Here is a 16,590-nt window from a genome sequence, read left to right on the forward strand (position 1 = left end):
GAGCGGGCCTTGCCCGCGATGCTCTTGCGCGACCTGATCGAAAGGCATCGCGCCCAAGGGGCGCTCCTACAACCGCTTCGGTAGGAGCGGGCCTTGCCCGCGATGCTCTTGCGCGACCTGGCCGAAAGGCATCGCGCCCAAGGGGCGCTCCTACAATCGCTTCGTAGGAGCGGGCCTTGCCCGCGATGCTCTTGCGCGATCTGATCGAAAGGCATCGCGCCCAAGGGGCGCTCCTACAACCGCTTCTCAACCGCGGCCGTAGACGTCTTCGAAACGGACGATGTCGTCTTCGCCCAGATAGCTGCCCGACTGGACTTCGATCAATTCCAGCGGCACCACTCCCGGGTTTTCGAGGCGGTGCTTGACCCCCAGCGGGATGTAGGTGCTCTGGTTTTCCGACAGGATCAGGGTCTCTTCGCCGCGGGTGATGCGGCCGGTGCCGCTGACCACGATCCAGTGTTCGGCGCGATGGTGGTGCATCTGCAGGCTCAGCTGCGCGCCCGGCTTGACCGTGATCCGCTTGACCTGGAAGCGTTCGCCCAGGTCGATCGAATCGTAGCTGCCCCACGGCCGGTAGACCTTGCGGTGCCAGGTCGGCTCGGGCCGGCCGGCGGCCTTGAGCCGGGTGACTATGCCCTTCACGTCCTGCACGTGGTCGCGGTGCGCCACCAGCAGCGCGTCGGCGGTGTCCACCACCACCACGTCCTGCAGTCCCAGCAGCGCGACCAGGCGGCCGTCGCCCCAGGCCAGGGTGTTGTGGCAGTCCTCGGCGATCACGTCGCCATGATGGGCATTGCCGTCGCCGTCCTGCTCGGCGATGTCCCACAGCGCGGCCCAGCTGCCGACATCGTTCCAGCCGACCGCGATCGGCAACACCGCGGCCTGCGCGGTTTTTTCCATCACCGCATAGTCGATGGAGTCGGCGGGACAGGCGGCGAAGGCGTCCTGGTCCAGGCGCACGAAGTCCTGGTCGCGGCGCGCCGCGGCCAGGGCCGCGCGGCAGGCGGTCAGCATCGCCGGTTGCTGGCGTTCCAGCTCGGCCAGGTAGGCGCCTGCGCTGAACAGGAACATGCCGCTGTTCCAGAAGTATCCGCCGCTGGCCAGGTAGCGGCCGGCGGTCTCCGCATCGGGTTTCTCCACGAACTCGGCGACCGCGCGCACGCCCTCGCCCGCTTCGGCCCGGATGTAGCCATAGCCGGTTTCCGGACCCGTGGGGACGATGCCGAAGGTGACCAGGCGCCCGTCGCGCGCGGCGCCTTCGGCCGTGCGCACCGCCGCCTGGAACGCGGCCACGTCGCTGATCACGTGATCGGACGGCAGCACCAGCAACAGCGGATCGCCACCCTCGGCGACGGCCTGCAGCGCGGCCACGGCGATGGCCGGGGCGGTGTTGCGGCCGACCGGTTCCAGCAGGATCGCGGCCGGGCTGCAATCCACCTGGCGCAGTTGCTCGGCGACCATGAAGCGGTGTTCTTCGTTGGCGACGATCAACGGCGCGGCCGAAGCCAGCGCCCGCGCCCGCAGCCAGGTCGCCTGGAGCATGGTGTCGTCGCCCGCCAGAACCAGGAACTGCTTGGGATAAGCCTCTCGCGACAGCGGCCACAGGCGTGTGCCCGAGCCGCCGGAAAGAATCACTGGGATCATGGCGGGAAGCCCTATTTTTCAGACAAGGTTAACGTCTGGCGCGTGATCCGTCATCGGAGCTTTTCCCGAAGCCCGCGCAGCAGGGCCTTCATTCCTTCAGGAGCGGGCATTGCCCGCGATGCTCTCGCGCGACGGATCGAAAGAAGCATCGCGCCCAAGGGGCGCTCCTACTCGGGGGTGGCGATTGCGGCTCAGCCGCCCAGCTTCGCCTTCAGCGCGGCGATCAGCTTCGGTGCGGAGCCCGCGGCGGGGAGGCCACGCGGATCGATCGCCGAAACGTAGGTACCGGCTTCCACCGCGACCGCGCGGACCAGGAAGTTGCTGCCCTCGTAGGTGACATCGTAGGTGCCCAGCAACTGCGACCGATTGGCGACAGTGACCCCGTCGGTCCCGTCCAGTGCGGCCCCGATCTTGACGAACACCTCGTCGCGCGGACCGGCGACGTTGAACCCGGTCGTCGACGCCACCGCGCCCGCCTGCGCGGAAACCTGGCCGGCGGCCGGCGGCAGCTTCATCGCGCCAGCGGTGTTGGGCAGGTTGAGGTCCGGCGGCACTTCCAGCGGCCTGGCTTCGGCGCTGAGCGCATAGTCCGGATTGCCTTTCTTGAACCATTTGCAGCCGGAGACGCCAAGCACGGCGATGGCCAACGCGGCGAAAGCCAGCGGGCGCAGGTACGGGGATGTGGAACGCATGGGTGATCTCCTGGGGAATACTGTAATTAAGCCACGATTGGATCGTGGCCGGCTGGAATCAGGCAGCGATGGTTTCGCGGGTGGATTTTTCTTCCAGCGCCAGTGCGACGGCATGCAGGCGATCCGCCTCGGCGGCATGGGCGGCGGAAAGCGGCAGCAACGGCAGGCGCAGGCCGGCACCGTAACCCATGCGTTGCAGCAGCGCCTTCACCGGGATGGGATTGGATTCGATGCCGAAGAAGGCATGGAACGGCTGCAGCGCCAGGTCCTGGGCTTCAGCGGCGGCGCGCTGGTGATCACGGGCCAGATCGCAAAGCTTGCGGAAGGCGCGCGGCAGCGCATTGGAACCGACCGAGATCAGGCCATCGGCGCCGGCCAGCATGGCCCGGCAGGCAGTGGGATCATCGCCGCTGAGCACCGCGAAGTCGTCGCGGCGCAAGGCCAGCAGGGCGGCCATGCGCTCGGGTTCCGCGCGCGCTTCCTTGATGCCGACGATCTGCGGGTGCGACACCAGTTCGGCCACGGTTTCCGGCAACAGGTCGCAACCGGTGCGGCCCGGCACGTTGTACAGCACCACCGGCAGGCCGCCCTGGTCGGCCACGGCGCGGAAGTGGGCGATCAGCCCGGCCTGGGTCGGGCGCACGTACGCCGGGGTGACCACCAGGGCGAAACCGGCCCCCGCCGCGGCGGCGCGGCGGGTCTGGGCGATGGTCTTGGCGGTGTTCATCTGTCCGGTGCCGACCAGGATCGGAATCCGGCCAGCCACGGTCTCCACCGCGATTGCGATCAGGGTGTCGTATTCGGCATCGTCCAGCGCGGCGGCCTCGCCGGTCGAACCGGCAACCACGATTCCCTGGGTGCCACCCTCGAGTTGCTGCCGGAGCAACCGGCGCCAGGCATCGAGATCGAGCTCGCCATTGGTCGTGAACGGGGTCGCAAGTGCGGTGATACTGCCGGAAAGTGACAAGTCTTCTGCCTTCGCAAGGGGAACCGCGCGGATCGTCGCGCACCCTGCGATGTTACTTGCGGCTTGAAAGCGCGGGCAAGTATGCTGGGCCATGCACCGGGCACCTGCCCGGTCGCCATTCAGACTTGAAGTGATGCTGGAAACCCCCACGACCGATTCCACCGCCCGGCCTTCGCCGAACGAAAACCACCTCCTGATCAACGCCTATACGACGCATCCGGAGTCGCCGCTCCTGTCGGTGACGCGCCGGATCGCCGACAGCGGCTGCAACCTGGTCGATGCGCGCCTGTCCACCGTGGGCCGCGATGTCTCGGTGACCGCGCTGGCGACCGGCTCATGGGATTCGGTGGCCAAGCTCGAGGCCATGCTGACCCGGCTGGAACGCGAGGAAAGCATGAAGCTGGTCTGGTACCGCACCGGGGCCAAGGTCGTGCAGTCCAACCTGCTGCCGTACATCGTGGAAGTGGTGGCGGCCGACAAGCCCGGCATCCTGTTCCAGCTGGCCGATTTCTTCGACCGCCAGGGCATCACCATCGAAAACCTGCAGAGCACCCGCTACCGGGCGATGCAGACCGGCGCGGAGATGTTCTCGGCGCAGGTGACGATAGGCGTGCCGGCCAACATGCACATCGCCGCGCTGCGCGACGACTTCCTCGAATTCTGCGACCACTTGAATCTGGACGCGATCATGGACCCGATGAAATTTTGAGCCTGAAATCCTGAGCATATGACTGCAACCGGCACGGCCCTGAGCAAGACCACGCTGAAGCTTCCGCTGGCGCTTTCCGGCGGCGAAACCGCGAAACTCTCCGACTATGCCGGCCAATGGCTGGTGCTGTATTTCTATCCCAAGGACAGCACCCCGGGTTGCACCACCGAAGGCATCGGCTTCAATGCCCTGCTGCCGAAATTCAGGAAGCTGGGAGCCAGCGTGCTGGGCGTCTCCCGCGATTCGGTGAAATCGCACGACAACTTCTGCGCCAAGCAGGGTTTCAAATTCCCGCTGGTCAGCGATGGCGACGAAGCCTTGTGCAAGGCCTTCGACGTGATCCACGAAAAGAACATGTACGGCCGCAAGGTGCTGGGCGTGGTCCGCAGCACCTTCCTGATTTCGCCCGACGGCCGCATCGCCCGGGAGTGGCGCGGCGTGAAGGTCGCCGGCCATGCCGAAGCCGTGCTTGAAGCCCTGAAGGTCGCCAGCAAGCAGTGACCTCCCAACCCCTCAGTGCGCCATCGCCCCGCTCCGCGGGCCGCGGTGGTCGGCCGCCGTCCCAACGCCTCACTCCTCACTCCTCACTCCTCACTCCTCACTCCTCACTCCTCACTCCTCGTTACTCGTTGCTCGTTGCCCGCCTCCCGCAACACCGCACCCATCCACACCCCACCCTCCATGAGGCTGTCTAGATGACCCGAAGCAAGCGCATCTACGTGTTGGACACCAATGTGCTGATGCACGACCCGACCGCGCTGTTCAAGTTCGAGGAACACGACGTGTTCCTGCCGATGCAGGTCATCGAGGAACTGGACAACGCCAAGAAGGGCATGACCGAAGTCAGCCGCAACGCGCGTCAGGTCAGCCGTTTCCTCAATGAACTGATCGAAGGCGCCGGCGCCGAGCAGATCGACGCCGGCATCATCCTCAGCCACCCGCAGGGCCTGCAGCTGAAGTCGCAGAGCGCGATCGGCAGGCTGTATTTCCAGACCAAACCGGCGGCGCCGGGCCGCACCTTCGGCACGGTGGCGCCGGACAACAAGATCCTCGCCTCGGTGCTGGAGCTGCGCGAACAGCATCCCGAGGTGCCGGTGATCCTGGTCTCCAAGGACATCAACCTGCGGATCAAGGCCGCGATCAGCGGACTGGTGGCCGAGGATTACGAGAACGACCGCGCGCTGGATGATTTCAGCCTGCTGTTCACTGGCGCGACCGAGCTTTCGACCGATTTCTGGGACCGCCACGAGAAGGATCTGCGCTCATGGAGCGACAAGGGCGGCCGCACCAGTTACGAAGTCAGCATGACCGACGACGAGGACTGGTATCCGAACCAGTTCCTGTACCTGCCGGGCGAGGATGAAGTCGAATTCCGTGTCGCCAGGATCGGTACCGACAAGAAAGCCACGCTGGCCCTGGCCGACGATTTCCGCAGCAGCCAGCATGCGGTCTGGGGCATCATCGCCCGCAATCGCGAACAGAATTTCGCGTTGAACGCGCTGATGGATCCGGAAATCGATTTCGTCAGCCTGCTCGGCACCGCCGGCACCGGCAAGACCCTGCTCGCCCTGGCCGCGGGACTGGCGCAGACCATGGACCAGCAGCGTTACCGCGAAATCATCATGACCCGGGCTACGGTCAGCGTCGGCGAGGACATCGGTTTCCTGCCCGGCACCGAGGAAGAAAAAATGACTCCGTGGATGGGCGCGCTGACCGACAACCTGGAAGTGCTGACCCACAACCAGGAAGGCGGCGCCTGGGGCCGCGCGGCGACCAACGACCTGCTCGCCTCGCGGATCAAGATCCGTTCGATGAACTTCATGCGCGGGCGCACTTTCCTCAGTCGTTACCTGATCCTGGACGAGGCGCAGAACCTCACCCCGAAGCAGATGAAGACCCTGATCACCCGCGCCGGTCCCGGCACCAAGATCGTCTGCCTGGGCAACGTGGAGCAGATCGACACGCCGTACCTGACCGAGACCACTTCGGGCCTGACCTACGCCGTCGATCGCTTCAAGAACTGGGCGCACAGCGCGCACATCACCCTGCGCCGCGGCGAGCGTTCGCGACTGGCGGATTACGCGTCGGAAGTGCTGTAGGGCAGCCATGCCCGTAGGAGCGCCCCTTGGGCGCGATGCTCTTGGGTCTTTCACGATCTGACCGAAGAGCATCGCGCCCAAGGGGCGCCCCTACAAGCGGACAGACTTATGATGTTTAAAACATCACAATGAATGTCTGTTGATTGCCTAGGCAGGGTTCATGTGCTGGAATGCGCTCCGGCCTTGTTCACCGGCAGCCCCATGATCACCGCCACCCAACTGCGCGCTGCGCGCGCCCTGCTCGGCATCGACCAGCGTGCGCTGGCGGCGATGGCGGGCGTATCCCTGCCCACCATCCAGCGCATGGAAACCAGCACCGGCAATGTCCGCGGCGTGGTCGACACCCTGACCAAGATCGTCGAGGCGCTGGATGCCGCCGGCATCGAACTGATCGGCAACGAACAACCCAGCCAGGGCCGTGGCCGCGGCGTGCGCCTGAAGGAGCCTTCGTGATGTCCTCGAGCGCGGCTTCCAGCTACGCACGCATGTTCGTGCCAAAACTATATACCGTGCTGCGTGGCGGCTATCGCTGGGGCGACCTGCGCGCCGACGCGGTGGCCGGCCTGACCGTGGCCATCGTCGCCCTGCCGCTGGCCATGGCCCTGGCCATCGCCAGCGGCACCACCCCGGACAAGGGCCTGCACACCGCGATCATCGCCGGCTTCCTGATCTCGGCCTTCGGCGGCTCGCGGGTGCAGATCGGCGGACCGACCGCGGCCTTCATCCCGGTGGTGTTCGTGGTAATCCAGAAATTCGGCTACGGCGGCATGATCCTGTGCACGCTGATGGCCGGGTTGATGCTGATCGGCGCCGGATTGCTGCGCCTGGGCACGTTGATGAAGTACATGCCGCAACCGGTGATCACCGGCTTCACTGCCGGCATCGCGGTCAGCATCTTCTCCAGCCAGGTCAAGGACCTGCTCGGCCTGAAAATGGGCGCGGTGCCGGCCGAGTTCCTGCCGCGCTGGGTCGCCTACGGCAAGCACATCGCCAGCACCCAACCCGCGGCGGTGGTGATGGCGGTGCTGGGCCTGGCGGTGATCGTGGCTTTGCGTCGATGGAAGCCCAATTGGCCCGGCTTCCTGATCGCGCTGCTGGTCTGCACCGGCGTGTGCGTGGCCTTCGCCCTGCCGGCCGAAACCATCGGCAGCCGCTTCGGAAACCTGCCCTCGACCCTGCCCGGCTTCGAATTCCCGCATATCCCGTTCGAACGCACCTTCGAACTGCTGCCCAGCGCCTTCACCATCGCCTTCCTGGCCGGGGTCGAGTCGCTGCTCTCGGCTGTGGTCGCCGACGGCATGATCGGCGGCCGCCATCGCTCCAACGCGGAGCTCGTCGCGCAGGGCGTGGCCAACGTCGGTTCGGCCCTGTTCGGCGGCCTGCCGGCCACCGGCGCGCTCGCACGCACCGCGACCAACGTGCGCGCCGGCGCGCGTTCGCCGATCGCGGGCATGCTGCACGCGGCATTCCTGTTGCTGTTCATGCTGCTGCTGTCGCCGTGGATGCGTTACGTGCCGCTGGCGGCCCTGGCCGCGGTGCTGCTGGTGGTGGCCTGGAACATGAGCGAATACCAGCACTTCCGCCACACCATGTCGGCGCCGAAGGGCGACCGGCTGGTATTGCTGCTGACCTTCTTCCTGACCGTGTTCTTCGACCTGACCGTGGCCATCCAGGCCGGCATCGTGGTCGCGGCCTTCGTCTTCATGTTCCGCATGGCCGACGCGGTGGAGGTCACTTCGGGCATCAAAATGCTGGAGGGAAACGGCGACGGACAGGTCGACGAAGATGCCACCCAGCGCGCGCGCCTGCCGGCCGGCGTGGAAGCGTTCCAGATCAGCGGACCGCTGTTCTTCGGCGTCGCCAGCCGCCTGGACGACCTGCTGGACCAGTTCCGGGTCGCGCCCAAGGTCTTCATCCTGCGCATGCGACTGGTGCCGTTCATCGACGCCAGCGGCATGCACGCGCTGGAGACGCTGTTCGACCGCTGCCGCCGCCGCGGTATCGTGCTGGTGATTTCCGGGCTGCAACAGCAACCACGACGCCTGGTCGGCAAGATGCAGCTCCATCCGCGGGAAGGCGAACTGCATTTCGTCGCCGATTTCGAATCGGCGCTGGAGTTGTCCGAAACCCTGGTCGCCGCCGCTCCCGGCCGCGGGAAAACTGAGGCTTGAATCCGATGCGCGCACGTTCCGCCCTGACCATCGCCGGCTCCGATTCCGGCGGTGGCGCCGGCATCCAGGCCGACCTGAAGACCTTCGCCGCGCATCGTGTGCATGGGTTGTCGGCCATCGCCGCGTTGACCGCGCAACACACTCGCGGCGTCATTGCGGTCAACGTGCCGCCGATGGAATTCCTGCGCGCGCAACTCGATGCCTGCTTCGACGATTTCGACATCGGTGCGGTCAAGCTGGGCATGCTGGCCAATGCGGAAGTGATCGGTGTGGTCGCCGATGTATTGCAGACGCGGCATCCGCCTTTCATCGTGCTCGACCCGGTGATGATCGCCACCAGTGGCGCGAAGCTGCTGGAAGACGGCGCCCTGCTGGCGCTGCGCACGCGGCTGCTGCCGCTGGCGTCGCTGGTCACGCCCAACCTGCCGGAAGCGGAACTGCTGCTGGGCCACGCCATCGCCGACCTGGCCACGATGCGTGCGGCCGCGAACGAGTTGCTGGTCCTCGGCGCGCGCGCGGTGTTGTTGAAAGGCGGGCATCTGCAGGGCGACGGCGACGTGGTCGACCTGTTCGCCGATGCCGATGGCATCCGCGCAATCGTCCATCCGCGATTGCGACTGGAAGCGCACGGCACCGGCTGCACGCTGGCCTCGGCGATCGCGGCGAACCTCTGCCTCGGCCTGCCGTTGGCCGCAGCCTGCGCGGCGGCATCGGACTATGTGCATGCCGCCCTGCGCACGGGTTACCGCCCGGGCCGCAGCGATATCGTCGTGCTCGACCATTTCGGGGCGGCGCCTTCGGCATGAGCGTGCAGGAACTCGAAATCCCGCTGGTTGCGGACGATGGCCACCGATTCAACCTGATCGCGCGCCTCCCTGCGCAAGCACACAGCTCCGTGCTGTGGCTGCCTGCGCTGGGCGTCGCCGCGAAGCACTACCTGCCGCTTGCCGAGGCCCTGGCGGAGCGCGGCGTTGCCGTCTTCCTGCACGAATGGCGCGGCAACGGCAGCAGCAGCGTGCGCGCCAGCCGCGAAGTGGATTGGGGTTATCGCGAGATCCTGACCCTGGACCTGCCATGCAGCCATGCCGCCATCGCACGGCATTGCGATGCGCCTGTCGGCGCCATCGGCGGACACAGCATCGGTGGACAATTCGCAGCCTGCTACCTGGCCTTGCACCCAGGCGCCTTCCAGGAACTGTGGCTGGTCGCCACCGGTTCGCCCTACTGGCGCACGTTTCCCGCACCGAAGCGCTACTTCTTTCCGCTGGCCTTCCAGTTCGTGCCCTGGCTGGCGGACCGTCGCGGCCTTTTGCATGGCCGCAGGTACGGATTCGCCGGCGACGAAGCGCGCACTCTGATCCGCGACTGGGCGAAGGTCGGTCTGAGCAATCGCTATGCCGCCGCTGGATTGGACACCGATCTGGAAGCCGCCCTCTCACGCGTGGAGGTGGAGACGCATGGCGTGCTACTGGCGCGGGACTGGTTCGCGCCACGCCGTTCGATGCAGGCCTTGCTCGACAAGATGCCGCGATCCCGTTCGACCGTCACCACGCTGGACAGCGCCGCCCTCGGCGCGCGCGCGGATCATTTCGCATGGATGAAGCAGCCGCAGGCCGTGGTGGATGCGTTGCTGGATCGCAAGGCCCGGGAAAGGACTGGATAACTTGTGGGAGGGGCTTCAGCCCCGACGAACGCAAGCGGGAATGCACCAGTAACAGCCGGAGCAAGAGCTCGCGGCGGGGACGCCTCCCACGATCCTCGCTGGTCAGGTCGCGTAACCCTGCGGGTTCATCGACTGCCAGCGCCAGGCATCGCGACACATGGCATCGGCATCCAGTTGCGCATGCCAGCCGAGCAGGCGGTTGGCCAGCGACGGATCCGCATAGACCTCGGCCACGTCGCCCGGGCGCCGCGCTACGATTTCGTAGGGGATGTCGCGACCCGAAGCCTTCTCGAAGCTGCGCAGCAGTTCCAGCACGCTGACGCCGCGGCCGGTACCCAGATTGACGGTCAGACTGCGGTCCTCGCGCACCAGGTAGTCCAATGCATCGGCGTGCGCGCGGGCCAGGTCCATCACATGGATGTAGTCGCGCACGCCGGTGCCGTCGACGGTCGGATAATCGCCGCCGAATACCTGCAGCTTCTCGCGCCTGCCCACCGCCACCTGGCAGATGTACGGCATCAGGTTGTTGGGAATGCCGGACGGATCCTCGCCGATCAACCCGGATTCGTGGGCCCCGACCGGATTGAAATAGCGCAGATTCGCGGCTCGGAACCCTGCATCGGATCGGCACAGGTCTTCGATCAGCTGCTCCATCACCAGCTTGGTGCGGCCATAGGGATTGGTCACCTGCAGGCGCGCATCCTCGCGCACCGGCACGCTCTCCGGATCGCCATAGACCGTGGCCGAGGAACTGAACACCAGACGCCCCACCCCCGCTTGCTTCATCGCCTGCAGCAATGTGATCGTGCCGCTGATGTTGTTTTCGAAGTAGTCCAGCGGACGCTCGCAGGATTCGCCCACGGCCTTCAGCGCGGCGAAGTGGACCACCGCGTCGAAAGGCCGCGTGGCGAACAGCGCGGCCATCGCCTCGCGGTCGCGCATGTCCACGTGGTGGAATTCGACCGGCTTGCCCGACAACCGCTGCAGCCGCTCCAGCACCTGGGCCGAACTGTTGCTGAAATTGTCGGCGATGACCACGTCGTGGCCGCGCCTGGTGAGTACCACATGGGTATGGCCGCCGATGTAGCCGGCGCCGCCGCAGAGCAGGATGCGCATCGGTATTCCTCTTGTTCGATAGGCCATTATCCATGAGGATCGACCGGGCCATGCGATGGCGCGGCTGCAAGGAAGCGCAGGACTGTTGCTGTCCTGTTTCCTGCGATTTGCGCGTTACACGGGCCTGTAGGCCGACGATATGCGTCATCGACGCCTGCACAAGCCGCCAACGGCATCCGCTAGACTCAACCACTGCCCGCCCCATGGACGAGACCCATCATCGATGAATGCGCCATTGCCTTCGCCTGACCAGACAAGAATCGCCGTCATCGGACTGGGTTACGTAGGCCTGCCACTGGCAGTCGCCTTCGGCCGCCGCTTCCCCACCCTGGGCTTCGACATCAATGGCAAGCGCATCGACGAGTTGCGGCGCCACCACGACCACACGCTGGAAGCTTCCGAAGAAGAACTGCGTGCGGCAGAGCGCCTGGAATTCACCGACGATCCCGCCGCGCTGGCCGGCTGCAATGTCTTCATTATCACCGTACCCACCCCGATCGACGAGTACAAGCGCCCCGACCTGCGCCCGCTGGAATCGGCCAGCCGCACCGTCGGCCGGGCGATCGGCAAGGGCAGCGTGGCCATCTACGAATCCACCGTGTACCCGGGCGCCACCGAGGAAGTGTGCGTGCCGATCATCGAGCGCGAATCGGGGCTGGAGTTCAACCAGGACTTCTACGCCGGCTACAGCCCCGAGCGGATCAATCCCGGCGACAAGCAGCATCGCCTGGAGACCATCATGAAGGTGACTTCCGGCTCCACGCCCGAAGCCGCGGATTTCGTCGATGGCCTCTATCGCAGCATCATCACCGCCGGTACCCACAAGACCTCCAGCATCCGCGTGGCGGAAGCCGCCAAGGTCATCGAGAACACCCAGCGCGACGTCAACATCGCCCTGATCAACGAACTGGCGCTGATCTTCCACCGCCTCGGCATCGACACCCACGAAGTGCTGGAAGCCGCGGGCACCAAGTGGAACTTCCTGCCGTTCCGCCCCGGCCTGGTCGGCGGCCACTGCATCGGCGTGGATCCCTACTACCTGACCCACAAGGCCCAGCAGATCGGCTACCACCCGGACGTGATCCTGGCCGGACGCCGGATCAACGACGGCATGGGCAGCCATGTGGCACTGCGCGTGGCCAAGCTGATGGCCCAGCGCAACCTGCAGACCACGCAGTCCAATATCCTGATCCTGGGTCTGGCGTTCAAGGAAAACTGCCCCGACCTGCGCAACACCAAGGTCGTCGACATCGCCAACGAATTGCGCAGCTACAACGCCAACGTGCACGTCCACGACCCATGGGTGAATGCCGACGAGGCGCGCCACGAATACGGCCTGGACCTGATCGCACAACCCGAAACCGGGAAATACGACGCGGTGATCCTGGCGGTGTCGCACAACGAGTTCATCGCCCTGGGCGCGGAAGGCATCCGCGCCTTCGGCAAGCCGGACGCGGTGCTGTTCGACGTCAAACGGGCCCTGCCGCGCGCCAGCGTGGACGATTGCCTGTAATTCCTCCTTCCGAATTTTCGACCCAGCAAGGATCCACATGCGCGTTCTGGTTACCGGCGCCGCCGGCTTCATCGGCTCACACCTCAGCCAACGCCTGCTCGCGCGTGGCGACGAAGTGCTGGGCTACGACAACATGAACGCCTATTACGATCCGCGCCTGAAGGAAGCGCGCCTGGCCAGGCTCACGCCGCAGGCCGGTTTCAGTTTCGTGCGCGCTTCGCTGGAGGACCGCGCGGCGCTGGAAGCCGCCTTCGACGAATTCAAGCCGCAGCGCGTGGTCAACCTGGCCGCGCAGGCCGGCGTGCGCTATTCGCTGGAGAATCCGCAGGCTTATATCGACAGCAACATCATCGGTTTCATGAACATCCTGGAGGCCTGCCGCCATCGCGGCATCGAGCACCTGGTGTACGCCTCTTCCAGCTCGGTGTACGGCGCCAACAAGAAGCTGCCATTCGCGGTCGAGGACAGCGTCGACCACCCGGTCAGCATGTATGCGGCGACCAAGAAGGCCAACGAGCTGATGGCCCACACCTACAGCCACCTGTTCAACCTGCCGACCACCGGCCTGCGCTTCTTCACCGTGTACGGCCCCTGGGGCCGGCCGGACATGGCCCTGTTCCTGTTCACCCGCAAGATCCTGGCCGGCGAAGCCATCGACGTGTTCAACCACGGCCGCCACACCCGCGACTTCACCTATATCGACGACATCGTCGAAGGCGTGATCCGCACCCTGGATCGCGTACCCGGGCCGGACCCGGATCACGACCCGATGGCGCCCACGCCCGCCACCTCCAGCGCTCCCTACCGGGTCTACAACATCGGCAACCACCAGCCGGTCGAGTTGCTGCGCTACATCGAGGTGCTGGAAGATTGCCTGGGCCGCAAAGCTGAACGGAACCTGCTGCCGCTGCAGCCCGGCGACGTGCCCGACACCTATGCCGATGTCGAAGCCTTGCAGCGCGACACCGGCTATTCGCCTTCGACCTCGATCGAAAGCGGAGTCAAGCGCTTCGTCGACTGGTACCGGGAGTTCTACGCCGTCTGAGCGTTTTCCCGCGGGGCCGTGGCCTGATCCGCGCGCAACCCGCGTTGTATGGGATATCCATACAGGGGAAAACGTATGACACGCCTCCTCACCGCCCTCGCGGGCTTCAGCCTGTCGCTGCTTCTGGCCGCAAGCGCCAACGCTGCCGAAACCGTGCCGGCGCCTGCCGCCACCATTTCGACCAGCACCTACAAGATCGGCGTGGACGACATCGTCCAGGTCTCGGTCTGGCGCAACCCCGAACTGGGCATCACCGTGCCGGTGCGCCCCGACGGGATGATTTCCGTGCCGTTGATCGGCGACGTGCCGGCCGGCGGCCACACGCCTTCGGAAGTAGCCCAGACCATCCAGGACAAGCTGGCCACTTATGTGCGCGATCCGCAGGTCGCGGTGATCCTGACCGAACTGCGCAGCCACGAATACCTGTCGCGCGTGCGCGTCACCGGCGCGGTCCGCCAGCCGGTTTCCATTCCCTATCGCCCCGGCATGACCGTGCTGGATGCGGTGCTGGCGGCGGGCGGAGTGACCGAGTTCGCCGCGCCCAACCGCTCCAACCTGTACCGCAAGACCGCGGACAGCACCAGGACCTATTCGGTGGAACTGGACCGCATCCTCAAGCGCGGCGACCTTTCCACCAACTTCGACGTGGCGCCAGGCGACGTGATCACCATCCCGGAACGCATCCTGTGAGCAATACCAACAACGACGAAGGCCAGTCGGCGCTCTTGCTGCTGCCGATACTGGCCAAGGAATTCCGCCGCCGCTCGGTCCTGCTGCTGGGCATCTTCGCCGCCATCGCCACGCTCGCGCTGATGCTGGGCGTGCTGCTGCCGAAGAAGTACACCTCCACGACCACCATCCTGGTGGAGGAGCGGAACATCATCGCGCCGCTCATGGAAGGACGCGCCGTGGCCACCAACGTGGTCGACCGCGCCAGCATCCTGCGCGAAGTGGCCTTCAGCCAGAAGGTGATGGAGGAAATCCTGAAGACCGGAGGCTGGCTGGAGGACAATCCCTCGCCGCTCGAGAAAGACAAGCTGATCGAGAAGATCATCGGCCGGACCAAGGTCAGCAATCCCAGCGCCAACCTTATCCAGGTCGCCTACAGCGACTCCGATGCCGAACGCGCCTATCACGTGACCAAGCGCTTCGCCGAGCTGATGATCCAGGAAAGCCTGTCGACCAAGGAACGCGAGAGCAGCGACGCCTATGCCTTCATCGATTCGCAGGTCAAGCAGTACCACACCAAGCTGACCACCGCCGAGTCCGAACTGGAGCGGTTCCGCAACGGCAACCCGGATGCGCGTCCGGGCGTGGATACCGACGTCAACGCGCGCATCGGCGAGTTGCGCCGGATCGTGGAGACCGGGCGCATGGAGCTGATCGACCTGCGCTCGCAGGAATCGGCCCTGAGATCGCAACTGTCGGGCGAGAGCGAAGTCACCCAGGTCCAGACCCGCGCCGGCCAGATCAGGGCGCGGCTGGGGGAACTGCAGGCGCAGCGCGACCAGTTGCTGCTCACCTACACCGAGCAGCATCCCGACGTAGTCCGCGTGCAGCACCAGTTGCGGGACCTCGAAGAGGACCTGCGCCGAGAACAATCACAGCAACAGCTCGCCCGCGCCACCGGCGCGACCTCGCTGGACAATCCGTCCACCTTCAACCCCCTGTATGCCGAACTGCGCAGCAAGCAGGCCGAGGCCGGCCGCCGCAGCGCTTCGACCGCCGCCCGCATCGCCACCGCCGAAGGCATGCTCGCCGAAGAACTCGGCCGCAGCGGCCGCATCGCCTCGTCGGAAAGCGCACTGGCCGAACTGACCCGCGACTACGAGGTGAACCGCGACCTGTACCAGGACCTGCTGAAGCGCCGCGAAAACGCGCGGGTCTCGATGAACCTGGACGCGGAGCAGCGCGGCTTGAGCTTCCGCATCCAGGAGCCGGCAGCCATGCCCCTGCGCCCCAGCGGCCTGCGGGTGATGCACGTCGCCATCGCCGGCCTGGTGCTGGCCCTGATCATCCCGTTGCTGCTGCTGTTCGCATTGGTCAAGCTGGACCCGCGGGTGCGCTCGCCATTGCAGATCGAACGCGAGGCCGGATTGCCGGTATTGGGCTCGGTGCCGATGTACATGAGCGTCAGCAAGCGCCACCAGCTGATGCGCCGCAACGCCTTCGCCACGATCCTGTTCCTGTCGGTGCCACTGGTTTACGGACTGACCTATACCCTCAAGCTGATGGAAGTGCTATGAGCAATCCGATCACCCCCCTGCACAAGGAAGACACCACGGTGGCCGGGCGCTCCATCGCTCCACGCGCCAGCACCACCGCGCTCACCCCGCTGCAGCTCGAGGACCGGGCCACCATCTACCGCGGCGAATCCGCGCGTCGCGAGGTCGATGCCTTCCGCGAACTGCGCACGCGCCTGCTGGCCGTGGTCGGGGGCAACGCGGTCACCCTGATCGCGCCGGTCAGCGCCGGCAGCGGCGGCAGCTTCGTCGCCCGCAACCTCGCCGTGGCGGTGGCCTTCGACGAATCCAAGAACGCGATCCTGGTCGATTGCGACCTGCGTCACCCCTCGCAGCACGCCACCATGCGGATCAATGCGTCCGCCGGCGGCCTGATCGACTACCTGGAGGACGGCGACGGCGACGCGGCCAGCGTGCTGTACGACACCGGCGTGGCCCGGCTGCGCCTGGTGCCGTCGGTGCAATCGCGCGAGAACGGATCCGAATACTTCTCCTCGGCCCGCATGCGCCTGCTGCTGGATACCCTGCGCACCCAGCCCTCCACCCAGATCTTCCTGGACAGCCCGCCCGTGCTGGGCTCCCCGGATGCGCGCATCCTCGCCGATCTCGCCGACGTGATCGTGCTGGTAGCCGGCTATGGCCGCGACACCCCGGCGACCATCGCCCAGGCTGCCGCGAACTTCGACCCGAAGAAATTCGCCGGCGTCGTATTCAACGAAGGCGTGTGA

At 66.0% G+C, this 16,590-nt stretch carries 16 protein-coding genes; 12 read left to right on the forward strand and 4 right to left on the reverse strand.

Going from position 1 to position 16,590, the window contains the following annotated elements:
- Positions 1 to 246: 246 nt before the first annotated feature.
- The 3 genes from CSC74_RS04580 to dapA form a co-directional block, all read right to left on the reverse strand.
- Positions 247 to 1,644 (reverse strand): mannose-1-phosphate guanylyltransferase/mannose-6-phosphate isomerase, encoded by a 1,398-nt coding sequence (locus CSC74_RS04580; protein WP_162313204.1) that lies wholly within the window; start codon positions 1,642 to 1,644, stop codon positions 247 to 249.
- A 191-nt stretch (positions 1,645 to 1,835) separates the two neighbouring features.
- On the reverse strand, positions 1,836 to 2,336 hold the full coding sequence (locus CSC74_RS04585) for a hypothetical protein (protein WP_162313205.1): 501 nt from the start codon (positions 2,334 to 2,336) through the stop codon (positions 1,836 to 1,838).
- 58 nt (positions 2,337 to 2,394) lie between these two features.
- Positions 2,395 to 3,303: a 4-hydroxy-tetrahydrodipicolinate synthase gene (dapA, locus tag CSC74_RS04590; RefSeq protein WP_162313206.1), complete on the reverse strand. Its 909-nt coding sequence runs from the start codon at positions 3,301 to 3,303 to the stop codon at positions 2,395 to 2,397.
- 133 nt (positions 3,304 to 3,436) lie between these two features.
- On the opposite strand from dapA, the gene CSC74_RS04595 reads away from it, so the two are divergent.
- From CSC74_RS04595 to CSC74_RS04625, 7 genes are all read left to right on the forward strand, one after another.
- Positions 3,437 to 4,012, forward strand: coding sequence for a glycine cleavage system transcriptional repressor (locus CSC74_RS04595; RefSeq protein WP_162313207.1), 576 nt, complete (start codon positions 3,437 to 3,439; stop codon positions 4,010 to 4,012).
- Positions 4,013 to 4,030: 18 nt separating this feature from the next.
- On the forward strand, positions 4,031 to 4,513 hold the full coding sequence (locus tag CSC74_RS04600) for a peroxiredoxin (RefSeq protein WP_162313208.1): 483 nt from the start codon (positions 4,031 to 4,033) through the stop codon (positions 4,511 to 4,513).
- Positions 4,514 to 4,707: 194 nt separating this feature from the next.
- Positions 4,708 to 6,111 (forward strand): PhoH family protein, encoded by a 1,404-nt coding sequence (locus CSC74_RS04605; RefSeq protein ID WP_162313209.1) that lies wholly within the window; start codon positions 4,708 to 4,710, stop codon positions 6,109 to 6,111.
- A 201-nt stretch (positions 6,112 to 6,312) separates the two neighbouring features.
- The gene (locus tag CSC74_RS04610) at positions 6,313 to 6,564 is read left to right on the forward strand and encodes a helix-turn-helix domain-containing protein (protein WP_162313210.1); all 252 of its coding nucleotides are present in this window, start codon (positions 6,313 to 6,315) and stop codon (positions 6,562 to 6,564) included.
- On the forward strand, positions 6,564 to 8,282 hold the full coding sequence (locus CSC74_RS04615) for a SulP family inorganic anion transporter (protein ID WP_162313211.1): 1,719 nt from the start codon (positions 6,564 to 6,566) through the stop codon (positions 8,280 to 8,282). The genes CSC74_RS04610 and CSC74_RS04615 overlap by 1 nt, the downstream gene beginning before the upstream one ends.
- Positions 8,279 to 9,088, forward strand: a complete 810-nt coding sequence (thiD, locus tag CSC74_RS04620; protein WP_425501413.1) for a bifunctional hydroxymethylpyrimidine kinase/phosphomethylpyrimidine kinase — start codon at positions 8,279 to 8,281, stop codon at positions 9,086 to 9,088. Before CSC74_RS04615 ends, thiD begins: the two co-directional genes overlap by 4 nt.
- On the forward strand, positions 9,085 to 9,945 hold the full coding sequence (locus CSC74_RS04625; protein ID WP_162313213.1) for an alpha/beta hydrolase family protein: 861 nt from the start codon (positions 9,085 to 9,087) through the stop codon (positions 9,943 to 9,945). Before thiD ends, CSC74_RS04625 begins: the two co-directional genes overlap by 4 nt.
- A gap of 102 nt (positions 9,946 to 10,047) precedes the next feature.
- Here CSC74_RS04625 and galE read toward each other — a convergent pair whose 3' ends face one another.
- Positions 10,048 to 11,061 carry a UDP-glucose 4-epimerase GalE gene (galE, locus tag CSC74_RS04630; RefSeq protein ID WP_162313214.1) on the reverse strand — a complete coding sequence of 338 codons (1,014 nt, stop codon included), beginning with the start codon at positions 11,059 to 11,061 and terminating at the stop codon, positions 10,048 to 10,050.
- A gap of 223 nt (positions 11,062 to 11,284) precedes the next feature.
- Between galE and CSC74_RS04635 the strand changes: the two genes are divergently transcribed.
- From CSC74_RS04635 to CSC74_RS04655, 5 genes are all read left to right on the forward strand, one after another.
- Positions 11,285 to 12,574, forward strand: a complete 1,290-nt coding sequence (locus CSC74_RS04635) for a nucleotide sugar dehydrogenase (RefSeq protein ID WP_162313215.1) — start codon at positions 11,285 to 11,287, stop codon at positions 12,572 to 12,574.
- A 37-nt stretch (positions 12,575 to 12,611) separates the two neighbouring features.
- Positions 12,612 to 13,619, forward strand: a complete 1,008-nt coding sequence (locus CSC74_RS04640; RefSeq protein ID WP_162313216.1) for an NAD-dependent epimerase — start codon at positions 12,612 to 12,614, stop codon at positions 13,617 to 13,619.
- A gap of 75 nt (positions 13,620 to 13,694) precedes the next feature.
- A complete protein-coding gene (locus tag CSC74_RS04645) occupies positions 13,695 to 14,309 on the forward strand; it encodes an XrtA/PEP-CTERM system exopolysaccharide export protein (RefSeq protein WP_162313217.1) in 615 nt (204 codons plus the stop codon).
- A complete protein-coding gene (locus CSC74_RS04650) occupies positions 14,306 to 15,865 on the forward strand; it encodes an XrtA system polysaccharide chain length determinant (protein ID WP_162313218.1) in 1,560 nt (519 codons plus the stop codon). The genes CSC74_RS04645 and CSC74_RS04650 overlap by 4 nt, the downstream gene beginning before the upstream one ends.
- The gene (locus CSC74_RS04655) at positions 15,862 to 16,590 is read left to right on the forward strand and encodes a P-loop NTPase family protein (RefSeq protein WP_162313219.1); all 729 of its coding nucleotides are present in this window, start codon (positions 15,862 to 15,864) and stop codon (positions 16,588 to 16,590) included. The genes CSC74_RS04650 and CSC74_RS04655 overlap by 4 nt, the downstream gene beginning before the upstream one ends.

Source organism: Pseudoxanthomonas yeongjuensis (assembly GCF_010093345.1).
Classification (GTDB): Bacteria; Pseudomonadota; Gammaproteobacteria; order Xanthomonadales; family Xanthomonadaceae; genus Pseudoxanthomonas_A; species Pseudoxanthomonas_A yeongjuensis.